The sequence below is a fragment of the Glaciimonas sp. GG7 genome, assembly GCF_052976905.1.
The window spans coordinates 1-20,787 of sequence record NZ_JBRIIQ010000046.1 but is presented as its reverse complement, the minus strand read 5'-3'; the positions used below and the strand labels follow the sequence as shown (position 1 = coordinate 20,787).

The 20,787-nt window shown below is 54.4% G+C and carries 12 protein-coding genes and 1 pseudogene; 6 read left to right on the top strand and 7 right to left on the bottom strand.

Annotated features, from left to right (window positions below; translation table 11 throughout):
- Positions 1 to 194 precede the first annotated feature (194 nt).
- From ACVBEF_RS12215 to ACVBEF_RS12195, 5 genes are all read right to left on the bottom strand, one after another.
- Positions 195 to 878 carry a hypothetical protein gene (locus ACVBEF_RS12215; protein ID WP_447124218.1) on the bottom strand — a complete coding sequence of 228 codons (684 nt, stop codon included), beginning with the start codon at positions 876 to 878 and terminating at the stop codon, positions 195 to 197.
- A gap of 122 nt (positions 879 to 1,000) precedes the next feature.
- Positions 1,001 to 1,249, bottom strand: coding sequence for a hypothetical protein (locus tag ACVBEF_RS12210; protein ID WP_447124217.1), 249 nt, complete (start codon positions 1,247 to 1,249; stop codon positions 1,001 to 1,003).
- Between the two features lie 158 nt (positions 1,250 to 1,407).
- Positions 1,408 to 2,200, bottom strand: a protein-coding gene (locus ACVBEF_RS12205; RefSeq protein ID WP_447121918.1) for an IS5 family transposase whose coding sequence is annotated in 2 segments (ribosomal slippage) — positions 1,408 to 1,929 and positions 1,931 to 2,200 — 792 coding nt in all. Because the reading frame shifts where the segments join, the coding sequence is not laid out codon by codon here.
- Entirely contained in the window at positions 2,201 to 2,881 is a 681-nt protein-coding gene (locus ACVBEF_RS12200; RefSeq protein WP_447124216.1) for a hypothetical protein, read from the bottom strand.
- A gap of 331 nt (positions 2,882 to 3,212) precedes the next feature.
- Positions 3,213 to 13,229 carry a two-partner secretion domain-containing protein gene (locus ACVBEF_RS12195; RefSeq protein WP_447124215.1) on the bottom strand — a complete coding sequence of 3,339 codons (10,017 nt, stop codon included), beginning with the start codon at positions 13,227 to 13,229 and terminating at the stop codon, positions 3,213 to 3,215.
- Between the two features lie 383 nt (positions 13,230 to 13,612).
- On the opposite strand from ACVBEF_RS12195, the gene ACVBEF_RS12190 reads away from it, so the two are divergent.
- Both ACVBEF_RS12190 and tal read left to right on the top strand, forming a co-directional pair.
- On the top strand, positions 13,613 to 14,521 hold the full coding sequence (locus ACVBEF_RS12190) for an aerolysin family beta-barrel pore-forming toxin (protein WP_447124214.1): 909 nt from the start codon (positions 13,613 to 13,615) through the stop codon (positions 14,519 to 14,521).
- 191 nt (positions 14,522 to 14,712) lie between these two features.
- Positions 14,713 to 15,648: a transaldolase gene (gene tal / locus ACVBEF_RS12185; RefSeq protein WP_447124213.1), complete on the top strand. Its 936-nt coding sequence runs from the start codon at positions 14,713 to 14,715 to the stop codon at positions 15,646 to 15,648.
- A gap of 189 nt (positions 15,649 to 15,837) precedes the next feature.
- Here the strand turns inward: tal and ACVBEF_RS12180 are convergent.
- Positions 15,838 to 16,191 (bottom strand): annotated as a pseudogene (locus ACVBEF_RS12180) (DUF4158 domain-containing protein); the annotation flags it as partial.
- Between the two features lie 52 nt (positions 16,192 to 16,243).
- On the opposite strand from ACVBEF_RS12180, the gene ACVBEF_RS12175 reads away from it, so the two are divergent.
- The 4 genes from ACVBEF_RS12175 to ACVBEF_RS12160 all read left to right on the top strand — a co-directional run bounded on the left by ACVBEF_RS12175 (position 16,244) and on the right by ACVBEF_RS12160 (position 18,606).
- A complete protein-coding gene (locus ACVBEF_RS12175; protein WP_447124212.1) occupies positions 16,244 to 17,062 on the top strand; it encodes a hypothetical protein in 819 nt (272 codons plus the stop codon).
- Positions 16,977 to 17,285 (top strand): hypothetical protein, encoded by a 309-nt coding sequence (locus ACVBEF_RS12170; RefSeq protein WP_447124228.1) that lies wholly within the window; start codon positions 16,977 to 16,979, stop codon positions 17,283 to 17,285. The genes ACVBEF_RS12175 and ACVBEF_RS12170 overlap by 86 nt, the downstream gene beginning before the upstream one ends.
- 107 nt (positions 17,286 to 17,392) lie before the next feature.
- Positions 17,393 to 17,494: a ribbon-helix-helix domain-containing protein gene (locus ACVBEF_RS12165; protein WP_447124211.1), complete on the top strand. Its 102-nt coding sequence runs from the start codon at positions 17,393 to 17,395 to the stop codon at positions 17,492 to 17,494.
- Between the two features lie 218 nt (positions 17,495 to 17,712).
- The gene (locus tag ACVBEF_RS12160; RefSeq protein WP_447123961.1) at positions 17,713 to 18,606 is read left to right on the top strand and encodes an endonuclease; all 894 of its coding nucleotides are present in this window, start codon (positions 17,713 to 17,715) and stop codon (positions 18,604 to 18,606) included.
- Positions 18,607 to 18,761: 155 nt separating this feature from the next.
- Here ACVBEF_RS12160 and ACVBEF_RS12155 read toward each other — a convergent pair whose 3' ends face one another.
- Positions 18,762 to 20,666 carry a DUF885 domain-containing protein gene (locus ACVBEF_RS12155; protein WP_447124210.1) on the bottom strand — a complete coding sequence of 635 codons (1,905 nt, stop codon included), beginning with the start codon at positions 20,664 to 20,666 and terminating at the stop codon, positions 18,762 to 18,764.
- Between the last annotated feature and the right edge of the window lie 121 nt (positions 20,667 to 20,787).

Below are 20,787 nucleotides of genomic sequence, written 5' to 3'. Positions count from 1 at the left end.
AATTTTACGTTACCTATGGAAGACTAAATTTCAGGGGAACCTCATCCTGCCACAAACAATCCTATATATGTACTCATCATTGCCACTAAAAAAACTACCCAATACTTGAACCGACTCAACCATAGTGCAATCGCTGGGCCAAATAAACCGCTAAATATTCCAGACCAAAAACCATCAAACATAATGATCTCCGGTTAGCGATCAGAGGATGACTTAACCGCGCCTTGTACTGCTTGACCGGCAACACTTCCAAACACACCGCTATTCGCACGAATAATAAATCCCGGGACTGTCACCCAGTTTGTAATGGAATTAGGCACGCCAGCCCAACCAAACATCGCAGTGCCATACATACTGGTTAACCCGCCTACCGTCATTGCGGTAGCCAATCCTGAGATAGAAAATTGTTGATCAAGTCCTTCAGCTATATTTTGACCTTGCGTTACTTTGTCATAAACTGCACCACCCGCAGCCATTCCCGTATAAGAAGCCCCCCCCCCAGTCGCCACTCCCGTCCTCAACGCCGCCCCCGTCGAATACCCAGCCATCGCAGCCTTATAAGCGGCATAGACATCAGTCGCCGAAGCAATCACCGCCCCAGTACCAGTCCCTGCAATCGTCAGCCCGCCGGTTACCGCACCAGCCACCGCCAATCCCACCACCGGATTGCCGACCGCACCCGGCAACACCGCCTGCTCCGGTGTCAACGGTCCTCCCAGCTTCCCGGGATGGTTGTATTCCGCCGCCGTTGCTTTAAACATGTCACCAGCATTTTGGCTAATGTAGGCCACTGCGACCGCATCATCGCGTGGACCAGCCATGCCCGGCCCTTTGTTCGCAGAGGCATCGACCATGCGGTAGCCAATTCCTAACAACATGTTTTGAGCCTGTTCGGGGCTGAGTTCGGTTCCCGTTTGTTCTTTATAGATTTTTGCAAAATCTGCTGCCTTATCTTTTGACCATTTACGTTCATGGTCATGCAACTGCCGATTGTTAGAGACTATTTTTTATCCTCTTTGTTACAACTCTCTTTGGCTTTTTTATAAGCATTGTCGAAAGGCTTTAATCTTAACGTGTGTGCTTTTTCCGAATAAGCGCCAATTGCTGCAAAAATTATGCTGATAGTCACTCCCCAGAACATTACCTTTCCTGTAGCAAGGTAATAAAATAGAACGGCTGTTATTAGGCCACTAATCCAAATTAAGGCTCTAAACCACGGGGTGAAATTTCCGTCTTTAATGAACGTCATTTTTTACACCATGTGAATTATTTAATTTTCCCGCCGCATTGCCCGTTGGCGCACTAGACTTCAAAACTTCTGCGACTTCGTTTAAAACAGGTCAAACAAGTGGGAATTTACTACTCAAACCCGAGTTAACAATATCTAAGAACCTATTCAAAATCTTTTCAACATCTTTTCAAGAGCAAAACGAGAAATGCCAAATTGACGAACTGAAGGCTGGTGTTAAGTTGACGTTCACAGTTCTTCCACAGCCTTCTGCATTTCTCAAGCCATGCAAAAGAGCGTTCCACGACCCAACGCTGAGGCATCACAGCAAAGGTATGAAGCTCATTGCGTTTGGCGATGCTCACGGATGCTCCCAATATTTCGCGTACGCCATCGGCAAAAGGCTCTCCGGTATACCCTCCATCGGCTAGCATATTAACGACTTTGGATAATGATTTTTTGTGTCGTCTCAGCGCTTCCAAAGCGCCTTTTCTATCCGTCACATCGGCCGTTGTCACTGAAATCGCATGCGGTAAGCCTTGGGTATCAACCGCAATATGGCGCTTGATACCCGATACTTTCTTACCGGCGTCATATCCCTTGTACTTTGCCGTATCCGTATTTTTAACACTTTGCGCATCAACGATGACGAACGTGGTCAACGCGCTCCGTCCATTGCTGATGCGGACCACGCCAACTACATTTTTTTAAAGCCTGCTCAAGCAGGCTTAGTCCATCTTCCGACGGCTTCTCTTTCCATAGTTGAAAGTAGTAATACACCGTGGTCTTCTTCGGAAAGTCGCTTGGAATCATATCCCACTGACACCCGCTTTTAAGTAGATACAGAATCGCGCAAAATACGTCGTACACATCAATTTTCCGTGGCTTCGTTCGCTTCCGAGCACTCATCAAGAGCGGCGCTATCTGTTCAAACATCTCGCGGCTTATATCGCTTGGGTATTTTTTTCGCATTTAAACAAAATACATAATTTCAGCCTCATTGGCAAAAAGATTTTGAATAGGTTCTAAGAAGCTTCCAGTTGCTAACCCAACGGCATCAGGCCTCAAAAACTGCTCAAAAGCCGACGCTCCAAATCCAACAACAGTTGCCGTCCCCGCCATCCCAAACTGCACCGCCGCCCCAGTTTGCGTAGCCACATTCGGTTGCGAAGCCAGATACGCCCCATAAGCAGTCGCAGCCGCCGCAAAGCGTCCCGCCTGTGTCGAAATACTCCCAGCCAAATCAGCTCCTTGATTCCGTCTTGCCTCACGCTGCGCTTGCGTGAGTGGTGGTGCAATTCCCGCTGCACAATCAGCTGCACCAGCGCCGCAATTTGCCGTCGGTATCGGTGACGGTGTATTGGTGGTTCGAGGAAACCGACTAAAATCCGCTGTCCCAGTAAACGGGATATCGTTTTGAAGATCTTTCTGCTGCGACTGAATATAGCCAATCAGGTCCGCATCGGGCTGCGCCTGGAGCTCTTTTCCAAACGTCGTACCAGGCACGCCGGACCATTCGGCACCGGAATCAATCGGTTTAGTCGTCGCTAAATTAATCACGTCAGGCTTGCCGGATTCGATCACGTTTCCGTTCATATCCACGCGGTCCGACAAGCGTAGTTGTGCCTCAATCTGTTGAAGGGTGTAGGGCAATCCGTCTTTTTTGGCTTTGGCATAAATCTTCTTGGCCAGAGCGCGATCATCGTTTTGAAGTTAGCGGTTATTAGCGACTATTTTTTATCCTCTTTTTTGTAGCTTTCTTTAGCTTTTTTATAGCTACTGTCGAATGGTTTTAGTAGAGCTGTATGCGCTCTACTGGAGTACCCTCCCAAAGCAGCAAAAAACAATCCGAGTGACATTAAAAGTATGGAGTCAAAATATTTCAAACTTACATAAACTATACAAATTCCAATTAGTAAAAAAATAGCCCTTAACCAAGATGTAAAATTGCCATCTTTAATAAATATTAAATGTATTCTCATTTCTATCTACGTCCATTTTTTAATACATTTTCCCAATCTGATCCTTTAATACTCTCGCTAATTTCATTTGTTATAGGACTAATCAATCGAAATTTTTCTGACACATAGAAATTTGTCATATCCACCGTACTATCAAAGCCAAGCCCCTTTGAATTAGGCCTCAAAAACTGCTCAAAAGCCGACGCCCCAAATCCAACAACAGTCGCCGTCCCCGCCATCCCAAACTGCACCGCCGCCCCAGTTTGCGTAGCCACATTCGGTTGCGAAGCCAGATACGCCCCATAAGCAGTCGCAGCCGCCGCAAAGCGTCCCGCCTGTGTCGAAATACTCCCAGCCAAATCAGCTCCTTGATTCCGTCTTGCCTCACGCTGCGCTTGCGTGAGTGGTGGTGCAATTCCCGCTGCACAATCAGCTGCACCAGCGCCGCAATTTGCCGTCGGTATCGGTGACGGTGTATTGGTGGTTCGAGGAAACCGACTAAAATCCGCTGTCCCAGTAAACGGGATATCGTTTTGAAGATCTTTCTGCTGCGACTGAATATAGCCAATCAGGTCCGCATCGGGCTGCGCCTGGAGCTCTTTTCCAAACGTCGTACCAGGCACGCCGGACCATTCGGCACCGGAATCAATCGGTTTAGTCGTCGCTAAATTAATCACGTCAGGCTTGCCGGATTCGATCACGTTTCCGTTCATATCCACGCGGTCCGACAAGCGTAGTTGTGCCTCAATCTGTTGAAGGGTGTAGGGCAATCCGTCTTTTTTGGCTTTGGCATAAATCTTCTTGGCCAGAGCGCGATCATCGTCATGCAACTGCCGATTATTAGCCTCAACATTCAACCCAGCCGCCGCCCCAGACGCACCACCCACAGCCGCCCCCACCGCCGTCGCCGTGATTTGCGCCAACCCTTTTCTGACCACCTCCGGCACATCCATCTGATCGATCACGCCACCAATCGCGTCCATCGCACTGGCCGAAGCAAGCGCCCCTGCTGCACCGGATGCACCGCCGGTGAGTGCGCCGATGCCGGTGTGAAGAGCGTTTCGGTATGCGCCGCCTTCAGCCCATTTTTTAGCTTCTTCCTTGTCACCTCTGGCCTCGGCTTCTTTCTGTTTTTTACCCGCATAGTCACCGACTTCTTTGGCGGCGCGTTGGCCGAAGACGGCGGTGATTTGCGCTTCTGCGGTGACTTTTTCTTTTAGCTTTTGCGCGTCCCAGTCTTTGGTCAGGCTGCCGGTGTTTTCTTGATCGGCGCTGACTTCGCGATTAATGCTGGCGATGGCATCGGCGGCTGTTTGGCCGGTGAGTTGTTGTTGGCTTGCGTCGTCGCGGATGACGATGGTGCCTGTACTGACACCGCTCTTTGTCGTGCCGGTGCTGCTGCCGCTGTCGCTGCTGAAACCGGCGGAGGTGCCTGTGGTGGCGTTGTTGAATTTAGCGATGGAAACTCCTTGTGTTGGCGTGCCGGGGCCGTTGTCTGTGGCGGGTGTTTGTGGATTATTTTCAGTTGCCGATGGTCCTGATGGATTGCCTTCTGATGGCGCACTATTCGCCTCTTTTCCAGCGCCCTTATCACCACCTCCGCCCACGCTAAATCCTCCGCCCAGACTGATGCTGCTGGCTTCATAGTGGCTGTGATTGTCGATATCGCTGTGCGTGATGGTGTTGGTAATCAAGAGGTTTTTGTTGTTGGTCGCAGCGCTGTCACTGCTGGCGATGATAGCCCCTTTGAGATCGGTGTTGCCTTGCACGTTGATGATGAAACCGCCGTCGCCAGCTTTGAGGCCGGATTGTTCGCCGACGCTGGCGTAGTCACCATCGACCTTACTTTGACCAAAGTTACCACTGGCGGAGAAGCCGATACCGGCGGTGACGCTGCCGCCGATGTGTTGGTCTTTGCTTTGATAGGTGCTGGTGTCTTGCAGGCTTTCGATGGTCAGGTTGCCGTGGCCGCTGGTGCCGACGTTGGCGAGGATGTGATCGGCGCTGGCGACTGCGCCGATGAGGTTGGTGTCGTGGCCGGATTCGAGGATGACGGTTTTACCGGCGCTGACATGGGTGTTGACTTGGGTGGCGTCGTTGCCGTCTGCCTTCCCACGGCTACCGGCAGCGTTGGCGGTGATGCCGAGGGCCATGCCTTTGGAGCCGAAGGTGGCCGCAATGCCGACGGCGGCGCTGGAAGATGAGCTGGTGCTGTGTTGGTCGCTGTGGCTTTGGGCGGCGTTGAGATGAATGTCGCCGTCGGCTTTGAGGATGGCGTGTTGACCGGCGCTGATGTCGCTGCCGGTGAGGTTGAGGTGACTGTCTTTGGCTTTGCCGGTTGCGGCGATGACGACGTTACCGGCGGCGTTGACGCTGGAGCCGACGACGGTGCTGCTGGTTTGTTTGCTTTCGCTGGCGCTTTTACTCGCGCCGATGGTGAGCGCGACGGTGACGCCTTCGGTGGGATTCTGGACGGCTGCAGCGGCGTCTTTGGCGGCAAATCCGACGTTGGCAGCGGCCATCAGTTGCATCCTTGGATCATCGGTTTTGGTGGAGGCTTGCGTCATTTGTTGCGCGGCCTGAATCGCGCTGAGGATGGGGGCGGTGACGCCTAGCGTGAGGCCGCTTTGTTGGGTTTTGGTTTTGCTGGTGTGTTGGGCGGTGTCGAAGGCGGCGTTGATGTCGACCGTTTGTGCGGCGATGCTGATGTCTCCTTTGAGGGCGGTGACCTGACTGCCGGTTTGGGTGTAAGCATTGCCTGCGTACAGGGTGAGGTTGCCGTCGGTGGAACCGATCATGCTGCCGCTGTGGGTGACGCCGGTATTGGTCTGCGCATCTTGCTGCGCTTTCGATCCCATCGTGACACCCAGGCCGCCGCCACTGAACATGCCGGAGGTGGTTTCTTGTGTATCGAATTGGCGTGCACTTGTGTTGTGAGCGGTGGTGATAGTGAGGTCGTTAGCGGTGATTAACGCGACATCTTTAGTGCCGACGATATTGCTGCCGCTGACATGGATATCGCGCCCGGCTTGTACCTTTACGCTATCACCCGAGAACGTGCTGCCGATGGCCGTGGTGTTGTGAGCGCGGTCTTGCGAACTGCTAGTAGAAGACGACAGCAAGCCTTTGGAGGTGGTGTAAATGGCTTGATCCAGACTGCTGCTTTGGTCGGCGCTGCCGATGCTGATATCGCGTCCGGCTGTGGCTGCGAGTTGACCGCCTGCGTTGGCATAGGCGGCGCTGGCTGTGAGGTCTTGACCTGCGCTGAGGCTGAGATTGCCGCCGCTGCTGATGGTACTTCCGATGACGGTGGTCTGGCTTTCGTTGAGGTGGTTGCGGCTGTCGTAACGGACGTTGGAGGTGGCTTCTGTAGTGACGGTATTCAGGCTGAGGTCGCGCCCGGCGGCTAGTGTGGCGTCAGCACTGACATTGACGCTGGCGGCAGTGAGAGTGAGGTCACGCCCGGCTTGCATCGCTAGCTGATCGGCATTGATGCTGGCGGTATTGCCTCTTGCGCTGTTCGTGCCGTTTTTGCCGGTGGCGGCGATGGTGGCGGTGCTCAGCGTGATGTCGCGCCCGGCCAGGATGCCGATGCGGTGGCCGCTGATCGTACCGCCTTGGTTGAGGAGGTCGTTTTTAGCGATCAGGTGAGTGCTGCTGCCTTTGCCTGTGTTGCGGATGTTGCCTGTGTTGCGGATGTTGCCGCTGTTGCTGATGTCGGTGGCTTTGATGATCATGTTGCCAGCGGCTTGCAACGTCCCGCCGTTTTCTAACGTGCCGTTGATGCTGAGGTCGATGTTGTGGGCGGCAATCAGTGCGCCGGTGGGTTGGATATCACCAGCACTGAGGCGGCTGAGGTAGACGACCGGGGCGAGTACCTGGGTCTGGCTGCCGTCGGGCAAGCTGACTGTTTGCTTGACTAGCCAGACGATGTCGGAGGTGAGTACGGCCATTTGCGCGGCGCTCAAAGCGATGCCGGGGGTGAGTTTGAATTCGGCGGCGCTGGCGACACCGGCTTCCATTAAGGCTTGATATTGGGTTTCGTTGCTGTGGTAGCCGCCTAAAAAGCGCTTGCCGGTGAGTTGGGCGATCTGGTCATTGATCAGCTTTTGTTCGTAGAAACCGTCGCCTAAGCGCTTTTGTACTTTTTGCGGATCGAGCGAGAGACGGCCTAGCAGGTAGTCGCTGGAGATGAAGGTTTTGTAGTGGGTGAATTGGGGATCGGTTTCGATCAGGTAGGGCTGGGTTGGTTGGGTTTTGATGACGAATAACTGGTTGTCGGGGAGCCTCAGGTTGGGCAGCGGGGTCTCGGCTGTGCCGACCGTGATGGGACGGCCGCTGGTGCTGGTGTTGTCTCCGGCACTGCCACTGGCGGCGACGATGATACGGTCATCGCCCTCTGTGGTGGTGTTGACACCTGCGCTGCCGGTGGCGGCTTCTACTACATTGGTGTCATCACTGCCGATGACTGGACTGGCTTGATTGGGTGATAAGGCGCTGCCGTTGATGATGGGGACTTCGCTGGTATTGACGTGGTTGCCGATGGCTTGATTGGGGCCACTGACGGGGCGGGTATTTTGTTGTTGGGTCCAGACCGGCAGGTCGAGCATCTGCGTGGGGAGTGCTACGTCATAGGCGCGACCGCCGTTGTCGTAGGTGTAGCGATTGTTGTGTTTGCTGCCGGTGACCCAGTGATAGTAATTTTGACCGGCGGTCATGTTGTTGGTCGTGGTGATTTCTCCGACAGCACCGATGTTGTTGATCGACCCCAGGCTGCCGCTGAGGGTGCCTCCGGCGATGATGGTGCTTTTGTCGTTGGTGATGTTGCCTGACAAGAACATGTTGCCGCCGGAGGTGATGGTGCCGGGGGCGCTGGTTTTGACGACGGTGTTACGAACGATTTGGGTGTAGTCGCGCTTGTAAAATTTCTCGAAACGGGCGTTGCCGGGGAGGACCACGACGACGCCGCCTTTGCCGGTTCTGGTGAGCCAGACCTGGTCGGCGCTGTACCAGGTGCCGTCGTTCCACGAGCGGTACTCGGTGACGTGACGGGTTTTAGTGGGGTCAATTTCCAGCTCGGTGCTGAAGTGATTGTTGTGATTGCGTAAGGTGGCGGTGTGCATGCGCAAGACGCCGCCAGCGACGATGGTCGCTGAGCTGTTGAGGATGCTATCGGCAATACCGGTGACGCGATGGTCGGCGTCGAGCGCACCGCCGATGGTCATGTCATCGAGACTTTGAAGTAAGGCGTGTTCGCGATTGATGAGGTTTTTTGCACCGACGCCCAGCTTGTTGCGGGCGGCGATAACACCGGCTTGGGTTGTATTGGCGGCGACATCGTTGGTGAGTGTTTGTGCGCCGAGGGCGATGTCGTTGCCGTAAATGCGACCGTAGTTGAACAGCGCATTTTGTGCACGGATAACGGTGTTGCCATCGCCTGCGTTGATCAGAGCACCGTGCCGATTGGTGATGTTGTTAGCGCCTAAGGTGAGGTTACGCACGGAGGCGAAAGTACCGTCATTGGTAAGGTCGCCATCGGTTGTGAAATGGAGATCACGGTTGGCGCTGATGTGATTACCTGCGGTGTGGGTGTAATCACTTTGCAGCTTGATGCTGGCGTCTTGTCCGGCGATAACTTGGCCTTCGCCGGTGAGTGTGGCGGCGCTGAGGCTGAGCTTGCGTGCACTGCCGATGCTACCGGCAGTGTTGGTGAGTGTGCCAGTCGTCAGATTGATATCGCCTGCGCTATCTTGATCCGCGTCTTGCCCCTCGTCTTGATCAGGATTAACGGCGGCGGCGATGACTGCTGCGGTGTTGCCGATCCGGCCTTGGGTATTGTCAAGACGGGCAACCGTGAGATCGATGTTGCCAGCAGCACCGATATTGCCGCCGATGTTGGTAAGCGTAGCGTTACGCTGATCGAGTTCAATCTGCTTGCCTGCGTATAAAGTACCGGCGTTGTTGTTGAGTCGCTCGCTGATATCGAGCATCAGATTGCTACCGCCGATGATCTTGCCGTGGGCGCTGTTGTCGAGCAGCACACTGCGCAGGATGAGGTTGCCATTGCCCCCTATATTACCGGCGTTGCGGTTATCGATCAGGCTGCCGCCGTTGATCCGGGTCAGGCCGGTGCCGCTGTTGGCGATGCGGCCTGCGTTGTTGGCAATGCTGCTGGCGCTGATGGTGAGGTCGCTGCCGTTGGCTTCAATGTGGCCGTTGTGGTTGATGAGCGCGGCGCTGGCGTGCAGCTGGAGGTTGGCGGCGCTTTGGATGACGCCGTCGATGTTGGTAATGGCGTTGGTGATACTGCCATCCTCCTCTTTACCATCAGCGCCTTCGCTTGTCTCTGCCGATAAAGTGAGATCGTCTTTGGCGGTGAGCATGCCGCCGCTGTTGTCGATGGCCGCAGCGTGCAGCGCGAGCATGCCGTTGCTGCCGATAAAGCCGCCGACGCCGTTGGCGACACCGTTGTTGATCGCTTGCGCGGTGGTGATGGTGAGTGGCGCAGCACCTATGCTTTGTACCGTGCCAGAGGTGTTATTGAGGCTGGCAGCGGCGATGGTAAGGCCGTCTTGCGTGCTACTGATCTTGCCGCTGCTGTTGTTGAGGTGGCCTGCGGCGTTGATGCTGAGACGACTACCGCTGAGGCCGCCGCCAGCACTGTTGTCGAGGTTGCCGGTAGTGGTGAAACTGGCCTGCCCGGCTCCGAACAGGCGACCGCTGCGATTGTCGATATTGGCGGCGGTGATGGCGAGTTGGCCGTTGCTGCCGATACTGCCGTCTTGATTGTGCAGATCGGATTGCCCCTTGCCGACGTTCACCGTCAGGATGCCGCTGCCGAACAGCGCGATGGTGCCGCCTGTGTTATTGAGCTGCTGCGGGGTCAGGCTCAGGTCGGTGCTGTTGGCTTGGATCAGGCCACTACTGTTGTCGAGTGCGCCATCGACAGAAATGGTGCTGGTTTGATGACCGATTTGACGCAACTGACCTTGTTGATTGGTGAGGTTTGTGCTGTGAATGCTGAGTTGATCGGCCTCGATTTTACCGGCGTTGTTGTTGAGTTCGTTGATGCTGGCATGGATGCGAGAAGCATCGATCAGACCCTGTGCATTGGTCAAACTGGCGGCTTGCAATTGCAGCGCTTTACCGGCGGCTAAGCGACCGCTGTTGTTGTTGAGTCTGTTGCCGACGCTGGCATTGAGGTTACTACGGGCGATGATCGCGCCGCTATTTACCAGCGCTGCTGCGCTGAGTGTGACATCGCCATTGCCACCGATGTAGCCGCCTGTATCGCCTGCTGCTGTTGTGCCGCTCGCATTGATCAGCTGACCGCTGGCATTGAGAATCAAGCCGTCAGCATGTAAGGACACCAGACGCCCGGCGCTGTTGTCGATGTTGGCTGCCAATATCTCCAGGGCTTTTGCGGCTTGCAGATTGCCTTCGATGTTATTGAGATCACCCGAGAGGTTGAGGCGCGCCTGGTCGCCAGTCGTAATGTCGCCACGTTGATTGTTCAACGTCGCCGCTGTCAGCGCTAAGTTGCCGTTGCTGGTGATGCTGCCTTGTTGATTGCTGATGGTGCCGTTTTGGCCGTCGCCAACATTGAGTATCAGACTGCCGGTACCAGCATGGATAATCGCGCCGCCGTCGTTGTTGAGTTGCTGCGGCGTCAGGCGCAAGTCGGCGCTGTTAATGTGGATCAGGCCGCTGCTGTTATCGAGCAGATTAGCGACCGACATGGTGCTGGCATTGCTGCCTAAGTGGCGCATCTGTCCGCCACGGTTGTAGAGATTGATGCTATCGATGGTGAGTTGATGAGCGTTGATGATGCCGGCGTTGTTGTTGAGTTGATTGACGCTGACGTTGATCCGGTCAGCGTCGAGCTTGCCTTGGGCATTGCTCAGTCTGGCGGCGTGCAATTGCAGCGTTTTACCGGCGGCGATGCGACCGCTGTGGTTGTCGAGTTGGTTCACTACCGCGGCGTTGAGATGGTCGCTGGCGATGATAGTCCCGCTATTGACTAGTTCTGCGGCGCTGAGTGTGAGGTTGCCGTTGCTGCCAATGTGACCGCCCTCGTCCCCTTCTGCGGTCGTCCCTGCCGCATTGGTGAGTTGGCCACTGGCGTTGAGGATAAGGCCATCGGTATTGAGCGACACCAGACGCCCGGCGCTGTTGTCGATGTTGGCGGCACTGATCTGTAAGGCCTTGGCGGCTTGCATCGCGCCTTGGGTGTTGTTGAGATCGGCGGCAATGCTGAGCGTGGCGCTGCCATCGGCGCTGAGTTGACCGCGTTGGTTATTCAGACTGGCGGCGCTGAGGGCTAGCTGGCCTTTGCCAGCGATGCTGCCGCCGACGTTGCTGAGTGCGCCGCTGGTGATGCGCAGGGTGTTTACTCCGTCGTGCTCCATCTTGCCGTCGTCGTTGATCAGGCTGCCCAACTGCAACGTTACGTCTTCGGCGTTGGTGGTCAATGTACCGCCGTGGTTGTCGAGGGTGGCGCTGGTGCTGATGTAGGTTGCGCCTTTGCCGGACTGGCTGATCTTGCCGCCGAGGTTGGACAAGCTGGCTGAGTCACTGCTGAATTGGGCTGTCTGGAGAATGCCGCCGTCGTTGAGAATTGCGCCACTGGCGTTGAGGGTGGTCGCGCCGACCGCTTGCAAGTTAGCGCCGCGGTGATCGATGTCGCCAGCGCTCGCGGTCAGGGCAATATCGCCTGCGGAGTTGGTCCGGGCCTGCGCCAGATTGAGGCTGCTACCGGTCATGCGGATGTTGCTACCGGCATTGTTTTGTCCGGTGACGATGCTGCTGCCGCTGGCGTTGAGGGTCAGGTTGCCGACTTGCGTGGTGATGCTGTTGACGTCGCTGCCAGCGCCTAGTACGCCGCTGGACGCAATGCCAGCGGCGTTAATGGTGAGATCGCTTTGGGCGGCAACCGTGCCGCTGTTGCTGAGTTGTCCGGCGCTGTTGATCTGCACCATTTGTTGCCCATACAACGTACCGGTATTGGTAATGTCGGCGTCGCTACGCAGGGCAATGTGGCCGCTGGCGCTGGTCTTGCCGTTGAGGGTCAGTTTGCCGCGACTGTCGATGCTAAAGCCGCCTGCTTGTGCCGCAATGGTACCGAGGCTGCGCACGCCGACACCGGCTTCGGTGCCGACTAAGCGGATTTTATTGGCGTACATGCCGCCGAGGTGGGCAACGTCGATGCTGACGGTCGGCTGTTGTCCTTTTGCTTCGATGATCTGGACGCCGAGGTTGGCGTAGTTGACTTCATTAGCGCCCGTGATGACGTTGAGACGGTTGGCCCATAACTCACCGTTGACCTGCACGCTGCGCGCGATCAGATCGAGTTGATCGGTGTTGCCGCCTTGTAGTTGACCGACGTCAATAGCGCCGCCGGTGACGCGAAAGGCGTCCAGGCTGCCATCGCCACCGAAGACCGGCATGCCGGTGGTGAGCACGCCGCGCGTGGTGTTGATGAAGCCGCAGCCGCTGCAAGTGATGCCGTTGGGATTGGTGACGATGACTTGAGCACGTTGTCCGGCGACTTCGAGGTAACCATTGAGTTGACTGCGTCCGGTGCCGCGTACTTCGTTGAGAATGATGCGGGCGCTGCCGTTGCTGAGATGCGGATTGCCGTCGATCCAGCCGCCGGTTTGCGTGGCCGTGGTACCGCGCGCGTTGTTGAGGATGGCGCCGTTTTTATCGACATTGAATTGTTGGTAGCGATTGTGCGAGACACCGGCGGCGTTGGGGGCGACGATCTGGACCAGTGGGCGGCCGTTGGCGGTTTGATCGACCGTTGGGCGATGTGCGCCGAGGCTGGGGTCGGCGACGATTTGGGCGTGGACGATGGTGATGCTATTAAAGAGCGCGGCGATGGCAACCGTGAGATGGATCAGGCGCAGGAGGGGTGCGCTGGTTGTGTTTGTTCCGCTGCCTGCGCCGGTGCTTTTACCCTGGCTTGAAACGGTTTCTGCGACGGCCATTAACAGGCCGCGTTGTTGGTTGAAGATGACGCGATAGGCTTGTTTGTTCATGCATATTCCAATTCAGACGCAGTCAGGGTAAAAGTCGAATGGATGAGGTAAATGCTGACGTGTGCAGGATGCGCTTTTGAGCATTACCGTCTTTGTCATTAATCCATGAAAATATTCTACAAAGTGGCGCAACTCAGCGGATTGCAATAAGGCTCGAAATGGGTAAGATATTTCTCTAAGCAATACGGAAATATTACCCATCGAGATTCAGTAACCGCATAGTGGCGTGGCGGCGTGATGGCCTGGTAGTGCTTGCGCACGGATATTGTGGAAGGTGTAACTGCATCGTTACCGTAACCGTAACGACACTTACACTGGCCTCTCAATCGTCCTATTTTCTGTCTTTGTACACTCCGTACAAATCAACAGAAAAGGAAATAACGATGGCTCTGACTATTTTGGATCAAACCAAGGTTGCGACTTTATTAAGTGCAATGTGGAAAAAACACCTCAAGACTAATCTGGACCCTGCTAACAACGACAGAGCTGATGGAATCAATCACAACGGCGTCGGACTGTGTGGCGGCCTCACAGATAGCATCGACAATACTGCTATCTTTGATATGCACAATAAGAACTACTCGCCAACACAGAAGCTTGCTGCATCGAGCGTGGTCGATAATCGCAACGGACTTGTCAACAGCACCAGCGTGACACTGTCTTATCAATTTACGAATACGGTCTCCACAACCCGTAGCGTCAGTAGTGTCGTCAAAGCCGGAATGACTTTTGACTTTAAGGCGAAGGGTGATATTTTTGGTTTTGGTGTAGAGGCGTCGACGCATTTTGCTGTCGATTACACCTATACCTCCAGCGACGCGACGACATCAACGCAGGCACGCGCACAAACCGTGACGCAGCAGGTAGCAGTCGATGTGCCTGCAAACAAGGTGTATAAAGCGGTTCTTATTGCCCACGCACAGCAAGTGGACGTGCCATACCGGGTCAACATTACCGTATCGGGGATTACTGAAACATGGTTTGAAGAACCGGTGCGCGACCACTACAATTGGAAAATGGATATTGGTCCTGCATTTGGTCACGCGGGGGACCCTCAGTACGCACTTGCCGCCAATGGCAAAGGGGTGGTGATGGGTGTTGGCGGTGTGCTGACCGCGCAGCAGACCACGGACTTCGTTGTGCAAATTTGGGATATCACCGCTGAGTACTCCCCTACGCCTGCTTTCAAAAGTCTCAAAACTCCGGCACAGCGGCTCATTGCTTCGCCGCAGCAAACACTGCTGCCCGAGGGCGCGATACTTGTCAGTAGTACACCGATCGACATCACTTGAGTTGACCAGAATGTAATCGATGGCCTCATTTCAGGCATGACGATGTCCATCGCGGTAATACATATCGACATAACGGTGCCAGTGGCACCGTTTTTCGTTGGTAATTGGAGCCTAATCGCTTGGGCTTATCCAAATTTTGCGTAGAATGATCAAACGATATTTTGATCAACCCGTCACAGTCCCCCACCGCCATGAATCAATTAGAACAACTTAAACAGTTCACTACCATCGTTGCCGATACCGGTGACTTTCAGTCCATGAAAGCCTTTGCGCCACACGATGCGACGACTAATCCATCGCTGATTCTGAAAGCAGTGCAAAAGGCTCAATATCAGCCCCTGATGCAGCAAGCAGTCAGCGATCACGCAGGATTATCGACTGGCGATATTATTGATCAGCTATTGGTGGTGTTTGGCTTGGAAATCCTGAAGCTCATTCCCGGCCGCGTTTCTACCGAGACCGATGCGCGCCTGTCGTTCGATACGCAAGGGACCATAGAAAAAGGCCGCAAATTAATCGCGCTCTACGAAGCTGCCGGAATTGATCGCAAGCGCATCTTGATTAAAATTGCATCAACCTGGGAAGGTATCCGCGCTGCCGAAGTATTGGAAAAAGAAGGTATCCATTGCAATCTGACATTGCTGTTTTCGTTGCCGCAAGCGATTGCCTGCGCCGAAGCGAAAGTGCAGTTGATCTCGCCGTTTGTGGGCCGTATTTATGACTGGTATAAAAAATCGACCGGACTGGAATATATCGGTGCCAATGATCCGGGCGTGCAGTCGGTCAAGCAGGTTTATAACTACTTCCGTAAATTCGGTTATGCCACTGAAGTAATGGGCGCAAGTTTCCGCAATACTTCGCAAATCATCGAACTGGCTGGTTGCGATTTGCTGACGATCAGCCCCGATTTATTGCAGAAGCTGGCAGAAAATAACGATCCGATTTCTCGCAAACTCAGTCCGGAGGCATCGAAAACCGTTGATATCGAAAAAATCAGCCTCGACGAATCTGCATTTCGGAACATGCTCAACGACGATGCAATGGGAACTGAAAAACTGGCCGAAGGAATTCGCCAATTCAGTGCAGATGCAGTGAAATTGGAAAAAATGATTGATGATTTGCGCTGACCTGTTTGGCTAACCTCAGTTCGGGATAAGGCTGATTGAAAAATCGCAAGCCAAAGCCCGAACGAAGGGAAAAAGCAGAGCTGGTTTTTTAGGCATCAAACAATAAGCCACCAGTCCACTGAGTAAATTAACCGTAAAGTTCATTGGCGAGCGATAGCGTGAGTGTTCAATCTGGCACAGATTTTTGAGCTCAGCCGCCCACAGCTTGTAGCCGAACAGTGCGGCAATTCGCTCGCGCTGGGAGTAATACGCATGCATGGTGATCGGCTTACGCTCGAACGCTTCGCCATGGAAATAGCGGCTCAGCACGAAGGCACAATCGCCCTCGACCTCGTTCCAGTCGCAACGGAAGAGGGCATGCTTGGCCTTGAAGTAGCCGATCTGCAACAGGGCATGGCGACAGGGACGGCTGCTGGTGAGTATCAGTTCAGTTTCTGTCAATGCCCGACAATCCAGCCGCTGTGTATCGCCGAAATCTGGCAGGCCATGTAGGGCTTCCTGCTCTACCTCAGACAGGACGATCAATCGCTCGCTCTTTACGATCGTTTGAAAAAATTATAACTTTCTCGTAGATGAAATACGCGGAAGTAAAAAAATGTCTCTCCATCTTGTAGGCGAAAACATTGACAAGGCGCGCAGCCACTATCAGGCAGAGACGGGAAAGCTCGTCCAACTCATGCGCGGTATTTACGTAGACGCAGATGCCATGGTGCTCAGGCATGCGGTCCACATCGCTCGATACCTGTATCCCAAAACTTACTTGTCCGCAGCGAGCGCGATTCTCATGGGGCCAACACGGGATGGCAGACTTTTCCTGAGCGGTCGCTGCAGCCAGCGGACCCGCATTCGCGCGCTGGAGATCATTCAGAACGAAGCCCCCGAACACCCCTCGATCGGTTCGGCTGTCGTGGACGACGGCATGGGGGAATTTCGCATCGATGTGTCATCGATCCGCCAGCGCTTTCTTGAAGCGTTTCGCTTGCATAGTGAGCATGCAGCCTCGATCGACGAGATGGTGCGGGAGTCGATCGTCGCGCGTTTGATCGAAAAATACAGGGACGCGAAGGCCGCAGCCGATGCTGTGTGGACTCTTGCCCGTGAAAATGAATGGTACCGTGAAGGTGAGCAATCCGAGCGCTTCCTTTTGCGCCGTCCGGCAACAGCGCTGGTACGCAATAAAGCAGCACTCAACCTGATCGTGGCCTGGCACGGTGCCCCCATCGGCAATTTGGTTCACGATGGATTCGAATGGCGGTGGCTTCCGATTGCATCTCAAAAACATGGCACTTTTGAAGACCGTCGAACCAGGAGACAAACAGTTCAGCAGCCTGCGCATGGCACCACTTTACGATGCGGTGACGACGCGCGTCTTTGCCCGGCTGGAACGGGACCGAATGGCGCTCAAGCTCAATAGCAAGGACGACCGGCTAAACCGGGCAGACTTTCGGACGCTGGCCAGCACAATAGGTTTACGCGCTGGCGATGCTGATCTCGCGATCGACGACATGATCGACCGTATGAAGCAGGCTGCTGACGAGGTTGCACTGCCGAAGCTGTCAGACTATGGACCGGAAGGTGACGCGATGGCAGCCAGGATGCTTGATATCTGCCGGATGCGAATAAAATTGTTTACATGAGTACGTAAAGAGGTCGCTGAGCACTGGCTCTGCAATAAATCTGCCTTATCGGCTGCCTCCGGTTTTAACTGCACTCGTCTACGTGATCAGAATAGACCTTTTGCACCTTGCCGATCCTAAAAGCAGAGCGCGGCGGCCAAAAAGGTGATCTTTCGCACTTTATTCAGGAAGCTGTTCGTCCCCACATTCCGGCGCTAAAGGTGGAGTAAGTAAGATCACCAACATCGGCGTGCGCGAGGAAGATTTAATCGCAATAGTTGACGAAGCTGTGCAATCGGCGCCTAACCAGTGATGCGAGTCGTACTTGGTGCAAACGTCCGGCTCTTCAGTAGGACTGACGCATAACTGGTTATGATGTTTATCCGTACTTTTTTGCGGGGGTCTTTTCCTATTTCCGTGATCAGAAAACGTATCACCGAGACAAAAAATGAAGTTCTCCATCTCGATAAAAAACAGACAGGCTATGCGCAAGATCAGCGAAAAATTTTCACCAGATATAACACCCCGTGCCGAGTTTGTATATCCGTCGCATATCGACCCTGAAAGCCTGCGGCTCCTGCCCAATAAACCCGGCATCTATATATTTCGCGGCGACAACGACGTACCGTTATACGTGGGTAAAAGTATCAATATTCGTCACCGCGTGCTGTCGCATCTGCGCTGCGTGGATGAGGTGCGCATGCTGACTCAGAGCCGACGGGTCGAGTTTCGCCGTACTGCTGGCGACATCGGCGCGCTGTTATTGGAATCGCAGCTGATCAAAGAGCTGCAACCTCTACATAACATTAAACTACGGCGCAAACGTGAAATGTGCGCGTTAAGAATCACAGCGCATGGTGCGCCAGAAGTGGTTTTTTCGAAGGATTATGACTTCGCTTCTGAAGCGAGCATTTATGGAATATTCAGTAACCGCCGCAGCGCGCTGGAAACACTGCGCACCATTGTTGCCGATCATCAGCTGTGCGGGATTGTCACTGGTACTGAGACCGGCTCACATGGGCGCGCTTGTTTTTCCAGACAGATTAAACGCTGTCGCGGTGCCTGTGTCGGGGCCGAATCGATAGTGGAGCATCAACAACATCTGCTGCAAGCGATGGAGGCAATGCGCGTGATCCAATGGCCTTTTGCAGGTGAAATGGGGATTATTGAAGAATGCGATGGCTGGCGTCAGACCCATGTGATTGACCATTGGATGTATCTGGGCTCGATTGACGCTGCCAATGTGCAGATCGTGCGTCCAAAGAAACGCTGTTTTGATATCGATACCTACAAAATTATTGTTAAACCTTTTCTGGCCGGACAGTTGATTGCGTTGAGATAGTATTTCAAACCAATATGGTTGGTCAGTCGTAAAGTTGTCGATGTAAAAGTACAAAAGCTGGGGCGGTTGACGAATCATTTGACGGCGAGTCTACTGACTGGGACTGTTAAAAAGTTAGAGGCCCCAGAGCAGATAACGCAATTTCCAGAGTAGGGCTACGCCGATTTGCTACCTGAATCCCCCAGCTTTTTAACACTCCCCATCCGCGCCAGTGCAATATACCGATCAATCACCGTTGGTAACACCGTCAGTGGCACGCCGCCACTTTTGACAAGGGCATCGTTAAAGCTGGCCAGATCGAATTTGCTACCCAATGCCACTTGGGCCCGTTCGCGTTGGCGCAGGATTTCGTTGTGGCCCATCTTGTAGCCGCAGGCTTGTCCCGGTGATACGCAATAACGGTCGACTTCGCTGGTCATGGATGCCACGCCGGAGCCGGTATTGTCGACCAGAAACTGGATCGCTTGTTGCCGGGTCCATCGCATCGCATGCAGACCGGTATCGACCACCAGACGGCAGGCGCGGAATTGCTGGGCCTGAAGATAGCCGATCTGGCTGAACGGGTCGGCATCATACAGACCGAATTCATCGACTAACTGTTCGGCATACAAAGCCCAACCTTCGATGAAGGCATTGAAACCTATTTGTGAAGCGATCAGTGGCAGCTCTGTATGGTGCTCAGACAGGTAAGCTCCTTGCCAGGTGTGGCCGGGAATGCCTTCATGCGCAGTCAGGGTAGCGATTTCGTATTTGGGCCACAACATGGTGGATTTCAGATTGATGTAATAAATCGCTGGCCGCGATCCATCGAGCGCGGCGAAGTTCATGTAGCCGAGCGCAGCACCGGCTTCGATATCCGGCGGTACCCGCTTGACTATCAGTGGCGCTTTCAGATTCAGATGCGAAATTTTCGGCATCAGCGTGCGTACTGCCGCGACCCGTTCGTTGCAATAGGCGATCAGTTGCGCGCGTCCTTGATCGTCATCCGCATAGAAGCGCGCCGGATCCTTGGATAAGGCTTGTATGCGTGCGCCTACCGTGCCTTCGGTCATGCCCTGGGCTTTCAGGATGGCATCCATGCGTGCCTGCAACTGTTGATTTTGTTCCAGCCCGATGGCGTGGATATCGGCAGCGCTACGGGTAGTGGTGGTGCCCAGCTTGAGCGCCCATTGGTAATAGGCAGCACCATCGGGCAAGCGGTGCACACCAGCGACATCGGTAGCTTTGGCGGTGGCCTTGGAAAAGGTGGTGATCTGGCGTTCCAACGCCGGATACACCAGCGTGTTGACCAGCATGGTTGCACGCTTTTCCCAGTCACCGGGGATGCCGAGTTTTTGAGTGCGCTCGGTGATTGAGGTCACGAGTTTTTGTGCTGCTGCCGGGGTCTTGCGATAGTCCTGTAGCTGTTCGAGTGCAATATGAACAATGAAGTCGGGCGGCATGATGCCTTGACTGGCTTGTTCGGCAACGCGAGTACTTTCCTGGTCGAGCAGGCGCGCCATGGCGGCTACGCGTGCAAGATAGGCTTCGGCATCGGCAGCGTTGATTATCTGATGCTGGGAGTCGAGAAATTCAGGTACCGCGGTCAATGCACCATCTTGCTGTGTGACTGGAAATGGTGCAGTGCCGCCGTTGAAACCGCTGGCCGCTCCGCCATACGAAAAGCGTACCCCATCAACGCCTTCGCTAGCGGCATAGTGCACGCTGTCGTAGCGGATTTGCGCATCCGGGCTGAGTCGGGCACGTTCGAGCGTATTCATCCGGGTCAGCATTGATTTCACTTGACTTGCCCATGCGACATCGCCCACCGCAGACCCATCTTGCAGACGTGATTTGAGACCAACGCGGGCCCCCGAATCAAGTCCGAGCGAGCTCGCCGAGGTCGGTGACAGGCGCAGAATTTCTTCTGAAAAGTCGGCCAACATGATTGAAAACCGGGTGTCATCGACTGCGCCGGTATTATTGGCTTGAGCGCGGGCGAGGCCGGGCAAAGTCGCCACCGCGACGGTGGACAACGCAGTGAGCAGCATATCGCGGCGTGAGAAAGTCGGGAGTGTCATGCAAGCCTTTTTATTAGAGAGGAAGTGCGCATTGTGTCAAACCGACACACGGAATGATTGAACAATTTCAACGAAATATCTTACCTCGGCGTTCTCAAAGATCAAGTGCAAAACTTGACAG